Source organism: Bdellovibrio sp. SKB1291214 (genome assembly GCF_002209355.2).
GTDB lineage: Bacteria > Bdellovibrionota > Bdellovibrionia > Bdellovibrionales > Bdellovibrionaceae > Bdellovibrio.
Map to the genome: position 1 here is coordinate 2365864 of NZ_CP106855.1, position 20506 is coordinate 2386369.

Annotated in this window: 16 protein-coding genes; 9 read left to right on the forward strand and 7 right to left on the reverse strand. The window is 46.2% G+C overall.

Going from position 1 to position 20506, the window contains the following annotated elements; translation table 11 throughout:
• The first annotated feature begins 42 nt into the window (after nt 1-42).
• From fucP to B9G69_RS11675, 3 genes are all read left to right on the forward strand, one after another.
• Nucleotides 43-1296: an L-fucose:H+ symporter permease gene (gene fucP, locus B9G69_RS11665; RefSeq protein WP_088614894.1), complete on the forward strand. Its 1254-nt coding sequence runs from the start codon at nt 43-45 to the stop codon at nt 1294-1296.
• Between the two features lie 63 nt (nt 1297-1359).
• On the forward strand, nt 1360-1791 hold the full coding sequence (locus tag B9G69_RS11670; RefSeq protein WP_141096891.1) for a hypothetical protein: 432 nt from the start codon (nt 1360-1362) through the stop codon (nt 1789-1791).
• Between the two features lie 69 nt (nt 1792-1860).
• Nucleotides 1861-2589, forward strand: a complete 729-nt coding sequence (locus B9G69_RS11675) for an MOSC domain-containing protein (RefSeq protein ID WP_265437758.1) — start codon at nt 1861-1863, stop codon at nt 2587-2589.
• A gap of 74 nt (nt 2590-2663) precedes the next feature.
• Here B9G69_RS11675 and B9G69_RS11680 read toward each other — a convergent pair whose 3' ends face one another.
• A complete protein-coding gene (locus B9G69_RS11680; RefSeq protein WP_088614891.1) occupies nt 2664-3722 on the reverse strand; it encodes a hypothetical protein in 1059 nt (352 codons plus the stop codon).
• A gap of 507 nt (nt 3723-4229) precedes the next feature.
• On the opposite strand from B9G69_RS11680, the gene B9G69_RS11685 reads away from it, so the two are divergent.
• Both B9G69_RS11685 and B9G69_RS11690 read left to right on the forward strand, forming a co-directional pair.
• Nucleotides 4230-5876 carry a PAS domain-containing hybrid sensor histidine kinase/response regulator gene (locus B9G69_RS11685; RefSeq protein WP_088614890.1) on the forward strand — a complete coding sequence of 549 codons (1647 nt, stop codon included), beginning with the start codon at nt 4230-4232 and terminating at the stop codon, nt 5874-5876.
• A gap of 79 nt (nt 5877-5955) precedes the next feature.
• The gene (locus tag B9G69_RS11690) at nt 5956-7335 is read left to right on the forward strand and encodes an MFS transporter (RefSeq protein WP_265437759.1); all 1380 of its coding nucleotides are present in this window, start codon (nt 5956-5958) and stop codon (nt 7333-7335) included.
• A gap of 61 nt (nt 7336-7396) precedes the next feature.
• Here the strand turns inward: B9G69_RS11690 and B9G69_RS11695 are convergent, their stop codons facing one another.
• The 5 genes from B9G69_RS11695 to B9G69_RS11715 all read right to left on the reverse strand — a co-directional run bounded on the left by B9G69_RS11695 (nt 7397) and on the right by B9G69_RS11715 (nt 14256).
• Entirely contained in the window at nt 7397-8686 is a 1290-nt protein-coding gene (locus tag B9G69_RS11695) for a PA14 domain-containing protein (RefSeq protein ID WP_088613958.1), read from the reverse strand.
• A gap of 127 nt (nt 8687-8813) precedes the next feature.
• Nucleotides 8814-11768 (reverse strand): tail fiber domain-containing protein, encoded by a 2955-nt coding sequence (locus B9G69_RS11700; protein WP_088613957.1) that lies wholly within the window; start codon nt 11766-11768, stop codon nt 8814-8816.
• Nucleotides 11765-12331 (reverse strand): hypothetical protein, encoded by a 567-nt coding sequence (locus B9G69_RS11705; protein WP_088613956.1) that lies wholly within the window; start codon nt 12329-12331, stop codon nt 11765-11767. Before B9G69_RS11705 ends, B9G69_RS11700 begins: the two co-directional genes overlap by 4 nt.
• 43 nt (nt 12332-12374) lie before the next feature.
• The gene (locus tag B9G69_RS11710; protein ID WP_088613955.1) at nt 12375-13721 is read right to left on the reverse strand and encodes an MATE family efflux transporter; all 1347 of its coding nucleotides are present in this window, start codon (nt 13719-13721) and stop codon (nt 12375-12377) included.
• A complete protein-coding gene (locus B9G69_RS11715; protein ID WP_254916703.1) occupies nt 13702-14256 on the reverse strand; it encodes a NifU family protein in 555 nt (184 codons plus the stop codon). The genes B9G69_RS11710 and B9G69_RS11715 overlap by 20 nt, the downstream gene beginning before the upstream one ends.
• A gap of 175 nt (nt 14257-14431) precedes the next feature.
• Between B9G69_RS11715 and B9G69_RS11720 the strand changes: the two genes are divergently transcribed.
• From B9G69_RS11720 to B9G69_RS11735, 4 genes are all read left to right on the forward strand, one after another.
• Nucleotides 14432-15355: a class I fructose-bisphosphate aldolase gene (locus B9G69_RS11720; RefSeq protein WP_265437760.1), complete on the forward strand. Its 924-nt coding sequence runs from the start codon at nt 14432-14434 to the stop codon at nt 15353-15355.
• Between the two features lie 26 nt (nt 15356-15381).
• Nucleotides 15382-16860 (forward strand): lysine--tRNA ligase, encoded by a 1479-nt coding sequence (gene lysS, locus B9G69_RS11725; protein ID WP_088613953.1) that lies wholly within the window; start codon nt 15382-15384, stop codon nt 16858-16860.
• A 135-nt stretch (nt 16861-16995) separates the two neighbouring features.
• Nucleotides 16996-17925, forward strand: a complete 930-nt coding sequence (locus B9G69_RS11730) for a sulfurtransferase (protein ID WP_088613952.1) — start codon at nt 16996-16998, stop codon at nt 17923-17925.
• A complete protein-coding gene (locus B9G69_RS11735) occupies nt 17916-18407 on the forward strand; it encodes a YiiD C-terminal domain-containing protein (protein WP_088613951.1) in 492 nt (163 codons plus the stop codon). Before B9G69_RS11730 ends, B9G69_RS11735 begins: the two co-directional genes overlap by 10 nt.
• On the opposite strand, the gene B9G69_RS11740 is transcribed toward B9G69_RS11735, so the two are convergent.
• Nucleotides 18302-20485, reverse strand: coding sequence for an ATP-binding protein (locus tag B9G69_RS11740; protein ID WP_088613950.1), 2184 nt, complete (start codon nt 20483-20485; stop codon nt 18302-18304). The two genes, B9G69_RS11735 and B9G69_RS11740, sit on opposite strands and share 106 nt — an antisense overlap.
• Nucleotides 20486-20506 lie beyond the last annotated feature (21 nt).

The window sequence follows — 20506 nt, forward strand, 5'->3', positions numbered from 1 at the left end:
TAAGGTCTTGTGTATGCCCTCCGCCGTTGCTACGATCATTGTATGAATTATCCAAGCGAAGCACAACGTAAGAAGGCATTAATTACCGTTTCCACCATTTTTTTTATGTGGGGGGTTCTAACGTGTCTAAATGACATCTTAATTCCACATTTGAAGGCTGTTTTCTCGCTGAGTTATGCGCAGAGCGCCTTAATCCAATTCACCTTTTTTGGGGCGTATTTCATCATGTCGCTTCCAGCTGGAACACTGGTCTCAAAACTTGGCTACAAAAATAGCATCAGTGCGGGGCTCTTGGTGTCTGCCATCGGTGCCTTTATGTTTATCCCGGCGGCCAAGGTGGAATCATATGGTTTATTTTTATGTGCTCTGTTTGTGTTGGCTTCGGGTATCACGGTGTTGCAAGTCGCAGCGAATGCCTATGTGACTTTGTTGGGCCCTGAGGAAACAGCATCCAGCCGTTTGAATTTAGCACAGGCTTTGAACTCCCTGGGAACGACGGTCGCGCCTAAGATAGGCGGGCTGTTTATTCTTTCTGCGACCGTGCTTACGGCGGATCAAATAGCGGGTCTTGGAGTGGCTGAACAATTGGCTTACAAAACTCAACAGGCCCAAGCGGTTCAAGGACCTTACACTGTCCTTGGTGTCATTTTACTTTTGCTTGCGGTGGGAATGTATTTGCTGCGTTTGCCCAACCTGAAAGAGGAAAAGAATACTGACGTCAAATCCACTGCTACGTTTGCAGATGCCTTCAAACACTCGAACTTATCATTGGGTGTGATTGCAATGTTCTTGTACGTGGGTGCTGAAGTTTCTATCGGAAGCTTTCTGATTAATTTCATGGCTCAATCCGATATCATGGGCATTTCCGAAAGTACGGCAGCGGGTTACGTGCCATTTTATTGGGGCGGAGCTTTGGTAGGTCGGTTTGTGGGCTCTTTCCTTATGAGAAAATTAAATCCAGCAAAGATGTTGGGAGCTTGTGCCCTGGTGACGACTTTGCTTGTGGCAATCGCAGTTTCCACGTCCGGACCGATGGCCGCTTGGATGTTGCTTGCAGTGGGATTGTTTAATTCCATCATGTTTCCGACGATTTTTAGTTTGGGAGTACGTGGTTTGGGAGCCGCGACAGAAAAAGCTTCAAGTTTGTTAATCATGGCGATTGTCGGTGGAGCGATCATTCCCCTGATCCAAGGTGTGGTGGCGGATCATGTGAATCTTCAACATGCCTTCGTCCTGCCTCTGGTTTGTTACGTCTTTATTTCGTTCTATGGTTTCAAAGAGGGTCGTAAGACATAGACTTACTTGGGATGCGCTGCGGAGAGGTTGACGGAACCAGCATTGGCGCCGTCTAATAAAGTCATGAGAATTTCAAAAGCTTTGATCATCGCAGCCGTTCTAGTTCCTTCACTTTCTTTCGCCGCTCGTTTGTCGGATGGGAAAGACCATATCAAGTTGTCGGGTAAAAAAATCAACACGACATTGGATAAAGGTTTTCATTTCAGCGTTCCATCTCCATCTGGTCTTTATATCGATGGCGAAATGGGGGCGATTGATCCTGTTAAAAAAACTGAAAAACTAATTCAGTTCGATGCGACGAAAGCCGGCGATAAACCGTTCACAATCAGCTTTTATGTTTGTGACGATGCTAAGACAGTGTGTGAATCCCATGAAGTCGCTTTGAAGATCGAAAAAAAGAAACTAGTTAAAATCGAAAAGCCACAACCGCAAATGGTAAAACCTGAAACAGGTGCTCCGGTTGCAGCTCCCGCTGATCCAAAAACTGTTCAATAGTTTCTGATGCAAGTTTCTGAGCTTAATATATATCCGTTGAAATCGGGGAGGGCCCAAAGCCTTCCTCAAATGAAAATCACTCACGAAGGTCCCGAGGGCGATCGCGAGTGGATGCTTATTGATGAAGCTGGTAAATTCATTTCGCAAAGAACGTTGCCAAAGCTATCGACGGTCAACGCAGTTTTTGAACCGGCTTCCTTGACTCTTGCCTTTGAAAAAATGTTTTTTAAAATCGGGCGTAAGAGTTCCTTTAGCCGAGAGGTGAAGGTTCAAGTTTGGAACGATTCCCTTACGGCGTCCTTGGAGCCTGATCTTTATTCGCAAGCCTTGTCTCAATACTTGGGTGTGAATGTGCGCTTGGTGCGCTATGCTCCGTTTTCACAGCGCCGCGTGCTTTCGACCCAGAAAGAATGGAAACCCGAAGTTCGCTTTGCTGACGGCAGGCCCATCTTGTTAACAAATACCAAAAGTCTTGAGGATTTGAACTCGAAACTTTTATTTCCAGTTCCAATGAATCGTTTCCGTCCCAATATCGTGATTCAAGGCGAGAAGCCTTTTGAAGACGATCAATGGAAACGCATCAAAATTGGCGAGGTTATTTTCTCTCAACCTAAACTGAGTGCTCGTTGTCATATTATCAACATTGATCAACAGACCGGCCAATCTCATGGAGCCGATCCTTTACGAACACTTGCGACGTATCGCCTTGATGGAAACAAAGTCAATTTTGGGACTCTGTGGATTCCCGAAAATGAAGGACTTCTGTCTTTGAACGACGCCGTAGAAGTGCTTTCTTAAGTATCGCTTTCATATGAAATAAAAAAAAGGACTCGGGAGAGTCCTTTTTCGGAATGGCATTAGAAGGGCCTGTGTTATTCTTGCACGCAGCTATAAGCCGCCGAGTAAGAACCCTCTGCCAAGTTCGAAGCGAAAGTCACCGTCGTACCGCTAATAGAATAACCAGCAGCCACTTTGTTTCCTTTGCTATCAAGCAACGAGAAATCAAGGTCTCCGTCGCCATTGGCATCAGCAGGTTTGCAGTTCAGGTTGATGGATTTTAAAAGCTCAACGGTTTTATAACCCATTTTAGTTAAAGTCGCTGTGTAATCAGTTGCGCAGACAGAACCGATGAGACCACCGGTCAGCTTAGAAATAGCTTCGTATATCGGAGCCGCTGTCGCTGTTGTACAACCTGTATCGCTTGGTGCCTTCACGATAGAATTGAACATGAAAACTTTGTCTGTACCAAAGCGATCGTGAACGAGTTTAACCAAGTTCTCAGGAACACTTTTTTCGGGTGCTGTACTGCATTTACCATCCGAACATTCGTCTTCGTCAGAGATCGCAATAACGATCAGTTTTGATTTCTCGCGGAAGAAATCTTGGTTGGCTGGTGTATTGGAAGTGCGTTCGATAGCGCGGTAAGAAGCATTAATAGAACGCTCAGAACCATCACCCAGCAAACCGACCTGAACAGCCGAAGCCAACATTTTTTGTGCATCAGCCAAAGAGTGTTGACCCGCTTTTAAAACATAAAGGCTGCCAGAGTCGGAATCGAAAGGGCGGAATTGTCCGTCACCCCAAGCACGGCTTGATTTATCTGGAGCAACTGTGTTGACCTTTGGATCTGTTGTCGTCAAAGCCACATGCCAGTTTGCATCTTTGATGATGTCCATAAAGCCATTGATTTTTGCAGCAATGTTTTTTTGCTCGGCATCCATAGAGCCCGAGTTGTCGACGACAAACAAGATGTCGACGTCTGTATTCGCTTTAACTTCAAAGCTTTGTGCTACGCTTTTATAAGTCACACCGCCACCAGCTGAAGAAGCTAGATCCTGATGAACCGTCTGGAAAGCGACGTCAGGAGCGCAAGCGCTAAGAAGGATGCCGGATGCTATAATCGAGATGACTCCATACTTATGATTTCTCATGTGATTTCCCCCACGCCCTTATATATTGCAAGGGCGGGGCCACCTGTATTCCGCGTAAATTCGTTCCAAGTGTTGACGAAGGGAACACCGTCTAAAATTCTGATAGTAATTCTGATCGCATTCTTACTTTGAGACATTGAAGTCATTTGCAAAATACGACATTTTCCCGAACGAAAGAGGCTAAAATGACTCAATGCAATTCGTTTTCTTTAAGATATATGGTCTTAAGTCTGGAAATGGCTGAAATACTCCAGCAAAACTTATCGACATCTCATCACAAAGAATCTTCATTTCGCACAAATTTTAAACAGATTTCCTAGTGCAAATACCTGGGTGGGTGCGCCTCAACCAAAAAGTGAGAAACAATATTTCCTCTCTAAACCAGCCCTTTTCCAGACCGAAGTTCCTGATATTAAGCCCTGCATTAATTTCAATTGAGAAAGGTGCGTGGCCATCTCTTGATTTGATACTTGTAATGCTGTTCCCTTAAGGTTGTTAGAGGACAAAATGGATGTAGTTAATAAAGCACTTAATAAAGAGCAAGCGCAGGCCCTGCAGAACGAGAGCTTTGAGGTTCTCGTTCAAAGCGTACAGGACTATGCGATTTTTGCATTAGATCGCTTCGGTTATGTGAGCACCTGGAATGCTGGGGCGGAGCGTATCAAAGGCTACAAAGCGGATGAAATCTTAGGTAAACACTTTTCAACGTTCTATCGTCAAGAGGATATCGATCGGGGGCATCCTTCGCATGAACTGGAAGTCGCCGAAGCCACGGGGCGTTTTGAAGAAGAGGGGCAACGATTAAGAAAAGATGGCAGTTTGTTTTGGGCAAATGTGGTGATCACCGCCTTATTTGATAAAGATAAAAACCTGACGGGATTTTTAAAAGTCACACGCGATATCACGGATCGCAAAAATGCCGAAGAAGCCCTGAAAAAACTAAACGCTGAACTTGAGCTTCGTGTCTTAGAAAGAACGTCGCAATTACAACTGCGTGAGAAAGAACTGAAATTCGCTAAGGATCAGGCGGAGCGCGCCAACGCTGCGAAAAGCACTTTTTTGGCGAATATGAGTCATGAGATTCGCACTCCACTGGGCGCGATCCTTGGGTTCACCGATATGATCGTAGAAGATAACATCAGTGGTGAAGATCGCGAGACCGCTAAGGAAGCCATTCAAAGAAATGGTCAATTGTTGATGAACTTGATCAACGATATCTTGGATCTTGCCAAAATCGAGGCAAGCAAACTTGAGCTCGAGAAGGAATCCGTCAACTTAGCTTCCTTGAAGCAAGAACTTATTTCTACATTCCAGTCGCCTGCTAAAATAAAAGGGGTTGAGCTGACTGTCGAGTTTCACCCGAATCTTCCGGCGAATATCATCAGTGACAACGTTCGTTTAAGACAGATTTTGTACAATTTAATTGGTAATGCAGTGAAGTTCACCAATCGCGGTAAAGTCAAAATATTTGCCAGACCTCGCGGCGGATCTCACATGGCTATTTCAGTTGAGGATCAAGGGATTGGAATCTCTGAAGATCAACAAAGTACTTTGTTTCAACCTTTTCAGCAGGCCGATCCTTCTATCACGCGTTCCTTCGGGGGAACGGGTCTGGGCTTAGTGCTCTCGCGGAATTTAGCGCAGGCCTTGGGCGGGGATCTAGATCTTACGGAGAGTGAACTCGGCAAAGGATCGACTTTTACCTTAACACTTCCGATCGTAGAAGATTTCGATTTTTCCGTGAAGGAAGAACAAGATGTTATACTCTCTGCACCAGATTCGGTACGTATTATGGTTGTTGATGACAATGCCGACAACCGTCGTCTGCTTTCCATCACTTTGCGAAAGCAGAATTATATTGTTGAGAGTGCAGCGGATGGTCTTGAGTGTTTAGAAAAAGTTCCAGTTTTCAAACCCGATATCATTTTCATGGATTTGCAAATGCCTCGTATGGATGGCATTTCGACGACATTAGAACTTAAGAAGCGTAATTTTAGAATGCCAGTCGTCGCTTTGACGGCAAACGCCTTGAAGGAAGAGCGCGAGAAGTGTCTGGGATTGGGTTTCGCAGAGTACCTTACGAAGCCGATCAATCGAACACTGATAGAACAAGCTGTGGTCAGAAATCTTGCGGACAGCACTGTCCGCAAATAGAATTAAACATCAGAAATTTAGTTCAATTCAGTTGAGTCTTCCAGTGAAATTCTTAACGATGTGGCCTTAAGGAGAACTTATGGCCACTTCGACTTTGAACCCTGCATTCGGTAAAGCAGCGAACGCCCCGGTTGAGAAAAGCAAAATCTGGAAGGTCATTGCGGCATCCAGCGCAGGAACCTTGATTGAATGGTACGACTTTTATATTTTCGGAAGTCTTGCCACTATCATCGCGGCGCACTTTTTTCCTAAAGGACATGAAACCGCAGCATTGCTCAGTACTCTTGCTACATTTGCAACGGGCTTTGTGGTTCGCCCTTTTGGTGCGTTGGTTTTTGGTCGTATCGGTGATGTTGTGGGCCGAAAGTATGCTTTCATGGTTACATTGCTGATCATGGGACTTGCTACGACGGCGATCGGTTTATTGCCAACTTATGAACAAGTCGGAATACTGGCTCCGATCTTGTTATTGCTTTTGCGTTTAATGCAAGGCTTGGCATTGGGTGGGGAGTACGGTGGTGCTGCCACTTACGTCGCAGAACACAGTCCTGATGGCAAACGCGGTTATTACACGAGCTACATCCAAACCACGGCAACACTGGGACTGTTTGTCTCACTGGGCGTGATTCTGATGACTCGTTTAGGATTGGGTGAAGATCCATTTAAGGAGTGGGGATGGAGAATTCCATTCTTGCTTTCCGTGGTTTTGGTGATCGCCTCCTATTTCATTCGCAGAAAGATGGATGAATCGCCGGTGTTTACGCAAATGAAGGCCGAAGGAAAAGCTTCGAAATCTCCATTGAAAGATAGCTTCGTGAATCCTGCGAATCGTCGGTTGGTGATTTTGGCGTTGTTTGGTGCGACGGCAGGGCAGGGGGTTGTTTGGTACACGGGGCAATTCTATGCTCTTTATTATCTGCAAACAGTTTTAAAAATCGAGTTCGTTCAAGCCAATAAAATCATTGCCACGGCCTTGCTGTTAGCAACTCCGTTCTTTGTGGTTTTTGGTGCTTTGTCAGACAAAATTGGACGTAAGAAAATCATTATGGCCGGATGTTTGATTGCCTCGGTCTGTTATATTCCGATTTACAAAGCCATGGAGTACTATTCTGGATGGGATGCCGCAAATCCGATGGCCACACCTTTGAATTCGAATGTGCCAATGTTGGTTTTCCTTATTTGGATTCAAGTGATTTTCGTGACGATGGTGTATGGGCCCATCGCTGCCTTTCTGGTGGAGTTGTTTCCCACGCAGATTCGCTACACATCGATGTCACTTCCATATCACATCGGAAACGGCGTCTTTGGTGGCCTAGTACCCTTTATCGGAACGGCATTGGTTGCGGCCACTGGTAATCACTTCGCGGGCTTGATGTATCCCATGACCATTGCGATTATGACCTTTGTGATCGGTATGCTCTTTATTAAAGACCCGACCGGGGTTCAATGGCATAAATAAAAAAAAGGGCAGGTGATGAACCTGCCCTTAAAGTAGCGGTTTAAAGCTCTTATTAGACCGATTACGGCGTGATCATATAGTCTGGGGAGCTGATCACTTGATTGCCCTTAGCGTCTACAGAGATCGCATTGATGATGTAGTAGATACCAGACACCAAGCCATCCAATTGAACTTCGTGGTTCGTTACCAGCTCAGAGTTCACTTCTGTATAAATAACCTCACCCGTGAAGAAGTTCGAAATTCTCATTTGGCTTGTCGCTGGAACGTTGGTTTTCCAGATGATATTTGCTTTCGGAGCCACCACTGAAGTTGCGATCACGTCAGTGATAACCAGTTTCTCCTCGACGCAAGGGTTGGTTTTTTGCTCTGGCATTTTGTAGTTCGCATTCGCGATCACAGTCCAACCCGTGGATTCCAGCCATTTAGTAACGGCCGTTGGTTTTTCTGTTTTTGGACTATAGAACAAGTCATTACCACTTCTGCCGCACACCCAGTTGTCTTTATAGGACTTCTGGAAGGCTTTTTGGTCTTTGTGATACTTCCACATTAAAACATTCGAGATGTGGTAACGAGGACCTTGGTAGTAAAGAACTTTGATAGGTACTTCAGTCTCTTTTTTCATTGTCAGAGTTCTGAAGGTGCAACCAAAACGGGAAGGATGATTGCCATCGTTATTAATCAATTCTTTCCATTGATCATTTTCTTTAAAGAACACACGGGCACCGTCGTCGGAGATGATACCCAATTCGTATTCACCTTCTTTATCGCCTTCAGCAAGTTTCAGGATAGAGTTGTATTCCACCGCGAAGTTTTCAATTAACTTTTTGCCGCTGCCATCGATCAGAGTTGCACCACTTTCGTTAGTGAAACCCTTATCAAACATGCGAGTCGGCACGTTGATCGAGGCAAAGTAAAGGTCTTGGTCCATGCGGATACCCTTAGTATAGTAATCCATCACGCCAGTTACGGTTTTCATCTCTGGACTGCGCACATAGAGCTTAGCAGCTAATCCCAATGTGCGTGATTCTGAAGGAGTACTTGAAAGGGGGTCGCAGACAGTTTGATCTGGATCTGCTTCTGGAAACTCATAGACAGCGTTGGGATCAACACCGTAATTGCTTCCATGATATGTGCAGCTGATTTTCTTAAGAAGACCAAGGGTCTTACGTAATTCTTCCAGCGATTGTTGATCGGAATTAGCGCTTGTTGAGTTCGATCCTGAACTTGCCGGTTGTCGGCTTTCCTGCTTGGAAGCGGTGCTAAAAATGGATTTTAAAATGTCGCCTAGTGATAGGGCGTGTGCCTGAGATGCAATCAAAGACACAGCAAGCAAAGCAGCTGTTTTTTTCATTTTTACGTACCTCTTACGTGAATAAATTAATGTTACCACGGTTAGGTGCAATAAAAAGATTTACGAGTTGTTGTTATTATAATGGGACAAACAATTGGAGGTTTTGGAGTCGAAGGTCAATATTATTTTACAGTCCCAGCTGCTTCTTTATCAAATTGAGATCATTATGTAAGTTCTCGTTTTGTTTTTTCAGCTCTTCGTTTTCTTTTTTTAATCTTTCCATCTCAGCGCGATTCAAACTATTTTGTAACTCGATCGAAGCAATTCGACGGTCATGGTCGGAAAGCTTTTCTTCAGTCGCAGTGAGCTTATGGTAAAGCGATTTCACAGCTTCGATAAGTGGCGCGACCAAGTGATCGTAGGCAACAGCTTTAAATCCAGTTTTTTCATCAGTGATCACGACCTGTGGGAAAACTTTTTCAACGTCTTGAGCAATCACGCCCACTTGTTGTTGGTTGGTGAAGCGAGTCTTATCGATGTAGTTATACGTCACACCCTCAAGCTTTAAGATGCTGTTCAAAGAGTCTTGTAAAGGTTGAATATTTTCTTTCAGGCGACGGTCCGAAGTCGAAGTACATCCCGCAGACGAACAAATTTGTGTCCCAGCGATTCTATAAACATTTCCAGAGGTGATGTTTGTATCACCGGCGATATCCAATCGATAATTCGGTATCGCAACTCCGATACCGACATTACCGGTCGAGTTCATAACAAAGTTAATCGCCTGAGAGGCTGAGTTGTCGCCTTTTGTTGTGAACATGATACGACCGCCGTACCCAGAGGCACCCCCTGAGCCGTCAGTCAGAACTTGAATACTTGCGAGTGTTTTTGCACCTGCATTGTTGGCAGCGTTGAACGTGACTTTACCACCGTAAGTACCTGTGGCTACGGTCGAAATATTATTATTCAGCTCCAAGATTCCAGTGTCCGTGATTGATGAGCCTTGACCGCTGACTGTCAAAACACCCGGACCAGATGCTGAAGCCAGATTCGTCGTGGTCCCGCCGATACCCACGGCCCCGGCGGAATCGATAATCATTCTGGTTTTAGCAGCAGTTTCATCATTAATAACAAAAGCACTCGCACCGTAACTAGAACTTAAACTTCCAGTATTCAAAGAATAGCTGCGTGCCGAGTTCGAGTTTACGATGTGGAAAGAAGTCCCTGAAGCCAGGGCAGAAGTTAATGCCAAAGGCACGTTCGAAACAGCTGTGGAGCCGATGCCGACATAACCAGACTGATTGATGTGCATGCGTGTACTGCTATTCGTTTTAAAATACAGACTATAAGCATCTGACAAACCAACAGTCGCATCAGCACCAAAAGAATTTCCGGCACTTGTAAAGTAGTTTGGTGTGGCCCATGTCAGACCTGAACTTTGCCCCGAATCGGCGTAAAGCAATTGTCCTGTCGTACCCGCAGGCAAACGAATGTTGTTCGTACCATCTGATGTTACTAAATCACCCTTCGCCGTAATCGGGGAGAGGTTGTTAAACGCCGTCGCCTTAGTTGTGGCACCCGTACCACCCTGTGAGATCGACACTGTTGAAGACAAGCTTGAAGCAACCACATTGGTTAGTTGAGAACCATCCACCGCTGGCAGCTTTCCAAGAACATCCAGAGCGACAATTTTATTGGCGGTGGTTCCAGTATCAACGACCAAGCTGTTGGAGGAAACCGTCAAGCCTGCCCCGTAACTTAAACCTAAACTTGATCCGGTCACGTTCAGGGGAGCCGTGGTTCCCAAAGTGGCGTAAGTTCCTGAACCGGTTCTCTGTACGATGCCTGTTCCAGTGACAGTGCTAAGATCCGTCGCCAGAGGCGTTGTCCACTTAAGACCCGTCGTCTGCGAGCTATCCGCTGTGAGGACCTGTCCAGTAGTTCCCGTTGCTAAAACAGAAGGGGCAGAACCCGAATAAGAAATCAAATCACCCTTTGCTGTCATCGGAGACAGCGCCGTGAATGCAGCACTCGCTGTGGATGCTCCCGTTCCGCCCTTTGTAATAGGAACCAGGGAGGGGAAGTTTGATGGGTCTGCCGAAATAGTTCCTGATGTCACGGCGATACCAGAACCGATTTGCACGACACCTTGTGCGGTTGTGCTTGCTGTACCAATGGCAATGACGGGCGCCGCCGCTGTGCCGGTATTGGTGACTGGAGCAGTAACTCCCAAACTTCCAATCTTACCGTTGAACGCTGTAAAGTCAGCTGCAGACAGCAGACCTCTGTTTGTTGCAGACGCCGTCGGAATATTGAAAGTGTGAGTCGTGCCTGTTGAAGCAATATTGAAATCAGTACCAGCATTACCTGTCGCGAATGTTTGTGTGGTACCCGTAAGGCCGTTTAAGCTTGAAATGCCGCCGGAGCCCGTCGAATCATCGGCGACGGTCCATTTCGTTGTCGTCGCATTGTACTTAAGGATTTTACCATCTGCCAAACCCGTCGTATCAACACTCACGCCTTTGATTTTATCAACTGAAGTTGTCGATTGAGTGCCGCTAACGTCACCAGATAACGATCCAGTAAAGTTCGTCGCGGTCGTGGCTGTTAGAGTTCCGCCAAGATAAGCCGCCATTAAGTTATTTAAATTTGTTTGTGTCGTATTGGTGCCACTGACTTGCAAGAATTCAGAGGCACCCTTATCCGCTAATTTTTGCGAATTGATAGAGACGGGGATATTCCCAATTGTCACATCAGGGGTGAGGTCCACGCCGCCCACTGAAATGCGCAAAGCGCGTGTCGAAAAACCCGACATAGTCACAGCCGTCGTCCCATCGCAGTTCACGCTGCCACCAGAAGCAAATATGCGATCTGCTGTGTTGTTGGTGGCATCAGTGCGAGTCCCGGTGCCCACGATCACTGAGAATTCTCCAGCAGAGCCCGGAGAGATCGATTGTGTTTCTGAATACATCACACAGGTCCCGTACAATACTTTGAACGTGACTGTTTGAGCTGTGGTGATCGGTGTCCCGCTTGAATCCGTCAGTACACCTTCATAGGTCAGTAGCGAGCCTGGCGATACGGCATGAGCTGCATTCATCAAAAGCATCAGGAGTGCGGAGGTGAAAAGGGCTAACTTCATTCAGCAACCCTTCCTGAAACTTTAAAGCCTCCGCCGCTTGCAGTTTGCTGTTGATGGGCAAGAATGCGACCTCGCAGAACAAGACCCGTCCCAGTTTGTACACCTGCTCCAGCAAGGATGCCTTGCTTGATTTGCGCCGGCGGCACGTAGCGAACCGTCACTTCGCGATAGACATATATACCCGCGCGAGACCAAGCACGAAACTTCACGATGAAGGAATCACCGTTATTAATTGTCATTGAATTCAATGGAGCTTTAGAATTTGAAAGGGTGATTTCGTAGGTGCCGTCTTTAGAACAAATCACATAACCAGGATCATATGCATCGGACGAGGTCCAAGTGGTACCCCCATCAAATGATAGATCTACAGATGTTATAAATCGGGAACACTCGGCATGCAGAGGAATCGTCGTCAGCGTTGATGTCACGACATCCTTGCTAGGCTTGAATTCGAAGTTATCCATTGGACGCAAAAATGAAACGGTCGGCTTCGCATCCGAACATCCCAAAACAAAAACTAAACAAAAGACAGTCAGTACTGACTGAACAAAAACTCTTTGCATCTATAGAAAATATCGGAAGATTCCAATACTTACTGAAGTGGACCTAACTGATAAATCTCTGACTGAGACGATGAAATCTATAGGTGAGAAGTATGGAGGCGAATATGAGGCCTATCAAAAGTCCTATCCATATACCAATTGGACCCACTCCTAGATGAAAGGCAAGGTAATAGCCGCCGGGCAGTCCCATAATCCAATAGGCGAAAAACGCGATGACCCCTGGCCATTGCGTATCACTCATACCACGAAGTGCACCGATCGCGACTGCCTGGACCCCGTCAAAGATCTCGAATAAAGCGACCACGACAAAGAATTGAGCAGCCCAAGCAATAACATCAGGATCACTTACATAGAAAGTCGGAAGCCAGTGGCGCAGGACAAAGAAGCCCAAGCCACACAAAGTCATATAGGCGCCTCCCAAAAGGATGGCCGTGAGGCCCGCATGACGAGCCATCTTGTAATCGCCTCGGCCTAATTCAAAGCCTACTCGAATGCTCGATGAAATCCCGATACCCATGGTGACCATGAAGCTGGTACTGGCAAGACTTAAGGCAATTTGGTGGGCAGCCAATGGAATGGCGCCAAACCATCCCATCATCACCGCACACGAAGCAAAGGCACCCACTTCGAAAAAGAACGTAAAGCCGCTGGGAATTCCCAAGCGGATGATGTTTTGCAGAGTCTGTTTGTCAAAGGAGCGCAGCCAAGGATTTACCAAATGTTTTTTGAATTGCGGATGAAAATGCACATAACAGATCATGGTCAGCATCATCAAAACACGTGCAGCCAAAGACGCCCATGCTGCTCCCACCAGCCCCAATTTAGGAAAGCCATAATGGCCGTTAATCAATAAATAGTTGCCCACCACATTAATCACAACACCTGCCAACATCACATACATCGCGACTTTGGTGCGACCCAAGCCATCGGTGAATTGTTTGTAGGCTTGATAAATCAATGATGGAATGATCGACCAGGTGATCACTTGATAAAATGCGGCCCCGGCTTCTAATACCTCAGCTCGTTGCCCAAAAATATGCAGGTAGGGCAAAAGACCCATTAAGACGGACGTTAAAACCACACCGATACCCAATGCTACCAGGAGGCTGTGTCCCAGCAGAGTCCCGCCGCGCGGATGGTCTTCCTGACCTTGAGCATGAGCAAACATCGCCGTCATCGGCGCTAGCATTCCCAGACCGAAAATCAAAAAGACGATGAACACGCTGCTAGCAAACGCAGACGCACCCAAGGCCACCGGCCCCAAGTGGCCCACCATGACGGTGTCAGCCAGCTGGATCAAGTTTTGACCTAGCTGTCCAATGATAATAGGGCCCGCAAGTTTTAGTAAAAGTTTAGACTCGTTGACGGTCTCAGATCGCAAGAACTTCATGGATTTCCGGGAACAATTCTTTCATGCGAACTTCGATGCCATCTTTCAGCGTTGCCTGAGAAGAAGGGCAGCCTGCGCATGCTCCACGCATGTGGATGTAAAGTTTGTTGTCCTCGTACTTATTGAAAACAATGTCACCGCCATCAAGAGCTACAACAGGACGAATTTCGCGGTTCAAAACAGATTTAATATTACGCACCAGTGGGGAGTCGTTTGGATCGTCAACGTCTGTATGTTTCACGATTTGCACAACCACGGGTTCTTTGTTGTCCATATGTTCTTGGATCAACCCCGTCAAAGGGGACGCCAGCAACTCCCAGTCAACCCAGTCTTGCTTAGTCACGGTAATGAAATCAGTGCCCACGTAAACGGAGCTCGTCCAAGGGAAACCAAAAATTTTCGAAGCTAAAGGTGATGAGTCTGCGTCTTGCGCAGTTGGGCAATCAAAGCCCACGTCTGCCACTTTCGTATGCAGAAGGAACTTCATGGTTGCTGGATTGGGAGTAGCTTCGAAAGAAACTCTTTGCGTGCTCATATTCACCTCAAGGGAAAAATCGATGCCCACAGTATACCACAGAATCCGCTTTGGAAAGGAAATTGCTGCGATGCTCGCCATGATGTCCACGCTTGATTATCCCTAGAAAGTTCACTAACGTTGAGCCCGCTAATTAACTGAGTATTCACATTTTTCATCATTTTCTGGAGCACACATGACACCAAGAGTTAGAGAGATTTTGAACTGGTACGGAGCTGACAACCCAGGCGTATTGACGAACCTGGCTCGCATTATGAATCACGGTAAATTGGCTGGTACGGGTAAGATGGTTATCTTGCCGGTGGATCAAGGCTTTGAGCACGGTCCAGCTCGTTCTTTTGCAAAAAATCCAGATGGCTACGATCCTAACTACCACGTGGAACTTGCGATCGAATCTGGTTGCAACGCTTACGCAGCACCGCTTGGTTTCATTGAAGCTATTGCTCGTGACTATGCCGGCGAAATTCCATTGATCTTGAAAATCAACAACTCTGAATCTCTTTGGGGCAGCAAAGCGCCTATCTCTGCAGTGACGTCTTACATCGACGATGCTTTAAGACTGGGTTGCGTGGGTATTGGTTTCACAGTTTACCCTGGTTCTGCGGAACGTAAGCAAATGTACGAAGAAATCGCAGAAGCAGCTCGCTTGGCAAAACAAGCGGGCCTTGTCGTGATCATCTGGTCTTACCCTCGTGGTGAGCAACTTTCTAAAGAAGGTGAACAAGCTATCGACGTGATCGCTTACGCGGCTCACATCGCAGCTCAATTGGGTGCGCACATCATTAAAGTTAAACCTCCAACAGCACACATTGAACAAGCAGCGGCTGCAAAAGTTTACGCTGAACAAGGTATCAAAGTATCAACAATGACTGATCGTATCCGTCACGTTGTTCAATCTTGCTTCAACGGTAAACGCATCGTGATCTTCTCGGGTGGCGAAGCGAAAGGCACAGAAGAGCTTCTGAAAGAAGTTCAAGAGATGGGTCAAGGCGGAGGCTTTGGTTCAATCATGGGCCGTAATGCGTTCCAACGTCCTAAGAAAGAGTCCATCGCTCTTCTTCACGGTGTTATGGAAGCATTTGCTGGTAAAAAACTTTAGTCATTAATTTAGGTATTTGGAAAAATATGTCGATTCAAGAAAACGCGCTGCGCGCGGAAAAACGTAAAAAATTGCATGCTCTTCGCGAGAAGGGCATTAATCCTTATCCATATTCGTTCGAAAATAAAACAGCGATCAAAGAGATCGTTGAAAAGCACGCTGCTGGTTTGCAAGCAGGCGAAAAAAAGCCTGAATCTGTATACCGTGTCGCAGGTCGTTTGATGACTTTGCGTGCGATGGGTAAGGCTTGTTTCTTCAACGTTCAGGATCAATCCGGAACTGTGCAAGTTTACGTAAAAACGGAAGAGTTGGCAGAAAAAGAAAAAGCCGCTTTTGATTTGGTGGACCTAGGCGACATTGTGGGTGTCGAAGGTTACGTTTTCAAATCTCAAAAAGGTGAATTCTCCATTTACCTAAAACACTTTGAAATCTTGACGAAATCGATCGAACCATTGCCAGAGAAATTTCACGGCGTGCAAGATATCGAAATCAAATACCGTCACAGACATTTGGATCTAATGACGGACGCGGATTCTCGTAAAGTTTTCGAAACTCGTTCTAAAATTATTTCTGAAATCCGCAGATTCTTGGACTCTCGCGGTTTTATGGAAGTGGAAACTCCAACGCTTCAGCCCATCTATGGTGGTGCAGCTGCGACGCCATTCACAACTCACCACAAAGCTTTGGATATGAAGCTTTACATGAGAATTTCCCCTGAACTTTACTTGAAACGTCTCTTGGTGGGCGGCTTCGAGAAAGTTTACGAAATCTCTAAAAACTTCCGTAACGAAGGTATCGACAGAACTCACAATCCAGAGTTCTCTTTGCTTGAGTTCTATGAAGCTTACACAGACTACAACTATCAAATGAATCAATTCGAGGAACTTGTTTCTCAATTGGCATTGAAAATCACTGGCAGCATGAAGGTTTCTTACCAAGGGAAAGAAATCGATTTCACGCCTCCATGGAGACGTTTGACTGTTCATGATGGTGTTCGCGAATACGCGAAGATCGATCCAGACAAGGCAACGGACCAAGAATTGTTCGAAGCTGTTAACAAAATGGGCGGTGACTTGGATGCTCCAGGTAAGCGCGGTGAAATGATCATGGAGTTGTTCGAACTTACAGCAGAACAGCACTTGTTCCAGCCAACATTCGTTATGGATCATCCCAAAGAAATTTCTCCACTGACAAAGATCCATCGTAAAGATGATCGTCTGGTAGAGCGTTTCGAACCGTTTGCGGCGTGCATGGAAATCGGGAATTCATACTCTGAGTTGAACGATCCTGAAGATCAGTTAGCACGTTTGAAAGAACAAGAAGCTGCTCGTGGGACGGATGAAGAGGCTCATCCGATGGATGAAGACTTCTTGTTGGCGATCGATGCCGGGATGCCGCCGACAGGTGGCGTGGGGCTGGGAATTGAGCGTATCGTGATGATCCTGACGGATCGTCCTTCGATCCGCGATATTATTTTCTTTCCGACCATGAGGATAACTAAGTAACGGGTGGAGGCGGCCCTCAAGGCACCAGCTGACGTCGTTGCTTCGTCGTCGGCGTACAGGGAGTACGCCTTCCTCCTTGCGCCTAGCATCTGGTACCTTGATGACCACCTGAAGTTAGTCTTTTTAGGAGTTCTTATGAGAAATATTCTTGGTGCGTTGATTGTTCTTCTTGCCTTCGTCGCATGTCAGACGAAACCTACGAAAATAACATCTGAACAGGGTGTGGTTGGTGCTCCTGAAAAGTTGATGGATGGAAGTCCTGTTATTCTGGATGTTCGGGCGCCGTTTGATTTTAATCTTTCCCATGTGCCGGGGGCTATCAATGTTCGTTGGGAGGATTTCTCTTCTCAAGATCCGAATTCTCGTGGGGTTTTGCAGGAAGATCTTTTTGCGATTGCTCGCAGACTGGCTTTGATCGGTATTGATCCGGACTCAAAGGTCGTGATTTTGGGTAAGGGTAACTTGGGCAACGGAGAAGAGGGTCGTATTGCTTGGACCTTGAATGTTTTGGGGGTAAAGAACGTTCACACAGCTTTGCACACAGTCGCTCGCGCCATGAACCCTAAAGGTGATGAGCCTTTGGTCAAGAATAAGCCTATCTGGAAGCCTGTTGTTGATGAATCCCTGTTCATTGATGCTCGCAACTTTAAAGCCTATGCGACTCAAACACTTTCTCCCTTGAAAATGACGGGGAAAAAGAAAAACAAAAAGTCCATGGATCTTCCGGTCAGCTCATTATTCGGAATGAACTTTAACGATGCCAAAGGCAAAGTGGTTATTTTGGATGTGCGTGCATCGGCCGAATACGGCATCAATAATTTGACGAAGTATAAGAACGTCAAAGCGCCGGTGGTTCAGCTTGAATGGAAAGAGTTCTTTAACGAAGACAATTCTGTGAAAAAAGATATCGAAAAAAAGTTAGAATCTAAGGGCATCACTAAGGACAAAATCGTGATGTTGATCAGCAACCATGGGGTGCGTTCCGGAGCTGTGACTTATGCTCTTCGTGAAATGGGTTTCCGTCAAAGTGTGAATTTTGCCGGGGGCTATGAGCAGTGGAAGTAAACTCTCAAGATCTAATTAAAATCCTTTCAGATAATATTAAACTTTATGAGCACTTGGGAATCACCGTGGAAACACTTAATTCCCATCGCGTGGTTTTAAAAGTCGACCTTCAAAAAAATCTGAATCACAAGGGCACAGCTTTTGGTGGCAGCCTGTATGCAACGGGAGTTTTAAGTGCTTACGCTTTAGTGTTGGCAGGCTTGAAACACTATCAAATCGACACGGAAAATATCGTGATTGCCAAGGGCGTGATTGAATATCATCGACCGATCGATTCGGATTTCCGAATCGTCTGCGCGTTTGCGGACTTGGCCCAGGAGCAGTCTTTTTACCAGGAACTCAAAGATAAAAAACGAGTTCGTCGTGATCTTCAAGTTCACATATTCAAGGATGGTGGTTCAGAGGGTCTACTCCGCGGTGTCATTCCCGAGTCGGGTGTCCTGGGAGCGTCGCTCGTAGGCTCTTTCGTCGTCAGGATGTGAGACAGGGTCTGTAAGACCTCTGATTTCTTCACCGGTTTTACCATGTACATATCGCAGCCAGCGACCAAAGCTCGCTGCAGATCTTCCAATACGGCTGTTGCCGTCAAAGCCACAATCGGTGTGTGACCTTTTTTATTTTCTTTTTCAAAATGGCGGATCAATTCCGTCGCTTTATATCCCGACATGATAGGCATTTGCATGTCCATGAATACCAGATCAAATTTTCCTTCTTTGAATTTATCAACGGCTTCTTTACCATTCACAGCTTCCGTTAAATTAAAAGGCTGCGTTTTTAGATAGTGAGTCATCAACAGTCGGTTGTCTTGAGAGTCATCCACCAGCAAAAGATTTAAGGTTCTGCCTGCAAACTGTTGGTTTAGATTAACCACCGCAGTTGTTTTAACTTCGGTTGTAGTGACCTCTTCAGGTTGGTGAGGCAAGACGATTCGAAACGTCGTGCCACGACCGGCAAGGCTGCGCAATTCAAGACGGCCACCCATGATCTCCACCAAGTTTTTTGAAATAACTAAACCCAAGCCGGTTCCGCCGTAACGGCGAGTGGTACCCTCTTCAGCTTGATAAAAAGGAGAGAACAAGCTGCTTTGCTTATCGCGGGGGATACCGATGCCTGTGTCGCGTATTTCTAAAACCAGATAGGGATGGGGATGGGCGATGTTTTCAATCCCCACGTGAATATCGACTTCACCTTCTTCCGTGAATTTTAATGCGTTACCAATGAGGTTGAATAAGACCTGGCGCAAGCGAGTGGGATCCCCACGTTGATAGAGGGGGACATTTTCATCTATGTGCAGTTGAAAGTTCAAACCTTTTTCTTCCGCTTTGATTTGCAGAATTTCAAACACGGAACGGACGGTGCTATGAAGATTGTAAGTGATGCTTTCGATGGAAAGGGCTTTGGCTTCGATTTTGGAAAAATCTAATAAGTCGTTGATCAACGCTTTGAGGTTTTCTCCAGCATGACTGAATAAAGTCAGATAACGCTCTTGATCTTTGGAGAGATTGGTTTCTTTTAATAGCTCCAGCATTCCCAGGACGGAATTTAAAGGTGTACGAATCTCATGACTCATGCGAGCCAGGAAATCAGATTTTGCACGCGAGGCCTCTTCGGCCTGTTCTTTGGCGGATTTTAATTCTTGCTCCGTGTCCCGCAAGCGATCCACCTTATCAGTAAGTCCCGACACCGCAGCGCCGGCCATCAAGGCTGAAAAACAAAGAGTTAAAAGTGTGGCGGGTGTTTGAACTGCCGAGAAATCCTGAGGCCAGGGATTTCCCATCAAGATAGGCATGGCCAAGGCCAAGAAGGCGACCCATGTGTTCACGAAAATCGCCGTTTTTAAACCGTACCAGCTTGCGCAGAATAGCACGACGATCCCATAGGCGTACCACGACTGTGATAAAGGAAGTTTAAGACTCAGTCCCAAGCTGATCGCCAGCAAAGAGGCCATCACGATTTTTTCTTTTTTCGAAAGATGATAGAACCAGCGCATTTCCACATACTCAGCTGGAAATTTCGATAGACGTTTTTTATCAAGCCACGGTGACAGCAAAATCAGTAAGGGCAGTGATAGGACGACACCGCTCATGAAATTTCCGATAAGACTTAAGACACTGGTCCAAACAAATTGCTCGCGATTGATTTGTCCTGCTCCTAAAAGGATGCCTTGTACACCGATCGAAAGAAGGACTGAAGGGATGATAATCCCATATAAGGTGTAGAGTGAAATGCCTTTCGGAGATGAACTCCAACCATCCATTTTAAAGCGCTCTTTAACTAAGATCCATGACAGGGCCACGTGCAAAGTTTCCGGTAATGCGTTTAAGGGAAAAAGCAGGGGGTTGGTGACTCCCCACATAGGGGCTGTCAGCGTGGCGTTTAGAAAAAGTGGAATAAGAACCCCGGGTCCCCACCAAAGAGTCATGGGAATTGCAAACGCCACGGGAAAATTCACGAAGGATGCGCCCGTCGTGGCAATATAGTTCAGACTAAGATGGGTATTGATATGGAAAATACCGAAACACAAAACCCATATCCACCAAGGTAAACGCTTTTTGTTCATGGCTCCATTTTAGGAGCAATT

What these genes read in the sequence shown, in the direction of transcription:
- fucP (WP_088614894.1), top strand. Translation starts at nt 43, where the DNA reads ATGAATTATCCAAGCGAAGCACAACGTAAGAAGGCATTAATTACCGTT.
- B9G69_RS11695 (WP_088613958.1), bottom strand. Translation starts at nt 8,686, where the DNA reads ATGAAAAAAACAGCTGCTTTGCTTGCTGTGTCTTTGATTGCATCTCAG.
- B9G69_RS11710 (WP_088613955.1), bottom strand. Translation starts at nt 13,721, where the DNA reads ATGAAGTTCTTGCGATCTGAGACCGTCAACGAGTCTAAACTTTTACTA.
- lysS (WP_088613953.1), top strand. Translation starts at nt 15,382, where the DNA reads ATGTCGATTCAAGAAAACGCGCTGCGCGCGGAAAAACGTAAAAAATTG.
- B9G69_RS11740 (WP_088613950.1), bottom strand. Translation starts at nt 20,485, where the DNA reads ATGAACAAAAAGCGTTTACCTTGGTGGATATGGGTTTTGTGTTTCGGT.
- B9G69_RS11670 (WP_141096891.1), top strand. Translation starts at nt 1,360, where the DNA reads ATGAGAATTTCAAAAGCTTTGATCATCGCAGCCGTTCTAGTTCCTTCA.
- B9G69_RS11680 (WP_088614891.1), bottom strand. Translation starts at nt 3,722, where the DNA reads ATGAGAAATCATAAGTATGGAGTCATCTCGATTATAGCATCCGGCATC.
- B9G69_RS11685 (WP_088614890.1), top strand. Translation starts at nt 4,230, where the DNA reads ATGGATGTAGTTAATAAAGCACTTAATAAAGAGCAAGCGCAGGCCCTG.
- B9G69_RS11700 (WP_088613957.1), bottom strand. Translation starts at nt 11,768, where the DNA reads ATGAAGTTAGCCCTTTTCACCTCCGCACTCCTGATGCTTTTGATGAAT.
- B9G69_RS11705 (WP_088613956.1), bottom strand. Translation starts at nt 12,331, where the DNA reads ATGCAAAGAGTTTTTGTTCAGTCAGTACTGACTGTCTTTTGTTTAGTT.
- B9G69_RS11730 (WP_088613952.1), top strand. Translation starts at nt 16,996, where the DNA reads ATGAGAAATATTCTTGGTGCGTTGATTGTTCTTCTTGCCTTCGTCGCA.
- B9G69_RS11675 (WP_265437758.1), top strand. Translation starts at nt 1,861, where the DNA reads ATGAAAATCACTCACGAAGGTCCCGAGGGCGATCGCGAGTGGATGCTT.
- B9G69_RS11715 (WP_254916703.1), bottom strand. Translation starts at nt 14,256, where the DNA reads ATGAGCACGCAAAGAGTTTCTTTCGAAGCTACTCCCAATCCAGCAACC.
- B9G69_RS11720 (WP_265437760.1), top strand. Translation starts at nt 14,432, where the DNA reads ATGACACCAAGAGTTAGAGAGATTTTGAACTGGTACGGAGCTGACAAC.
- B9G69_RS11690 (WP_265437759.1), top strand. Translation starts at nt 5,956, where the DNA reads ATGGCCACTTCGACTTTGAACCCTGCATTCGGTAAAGCAGCGAACGCC.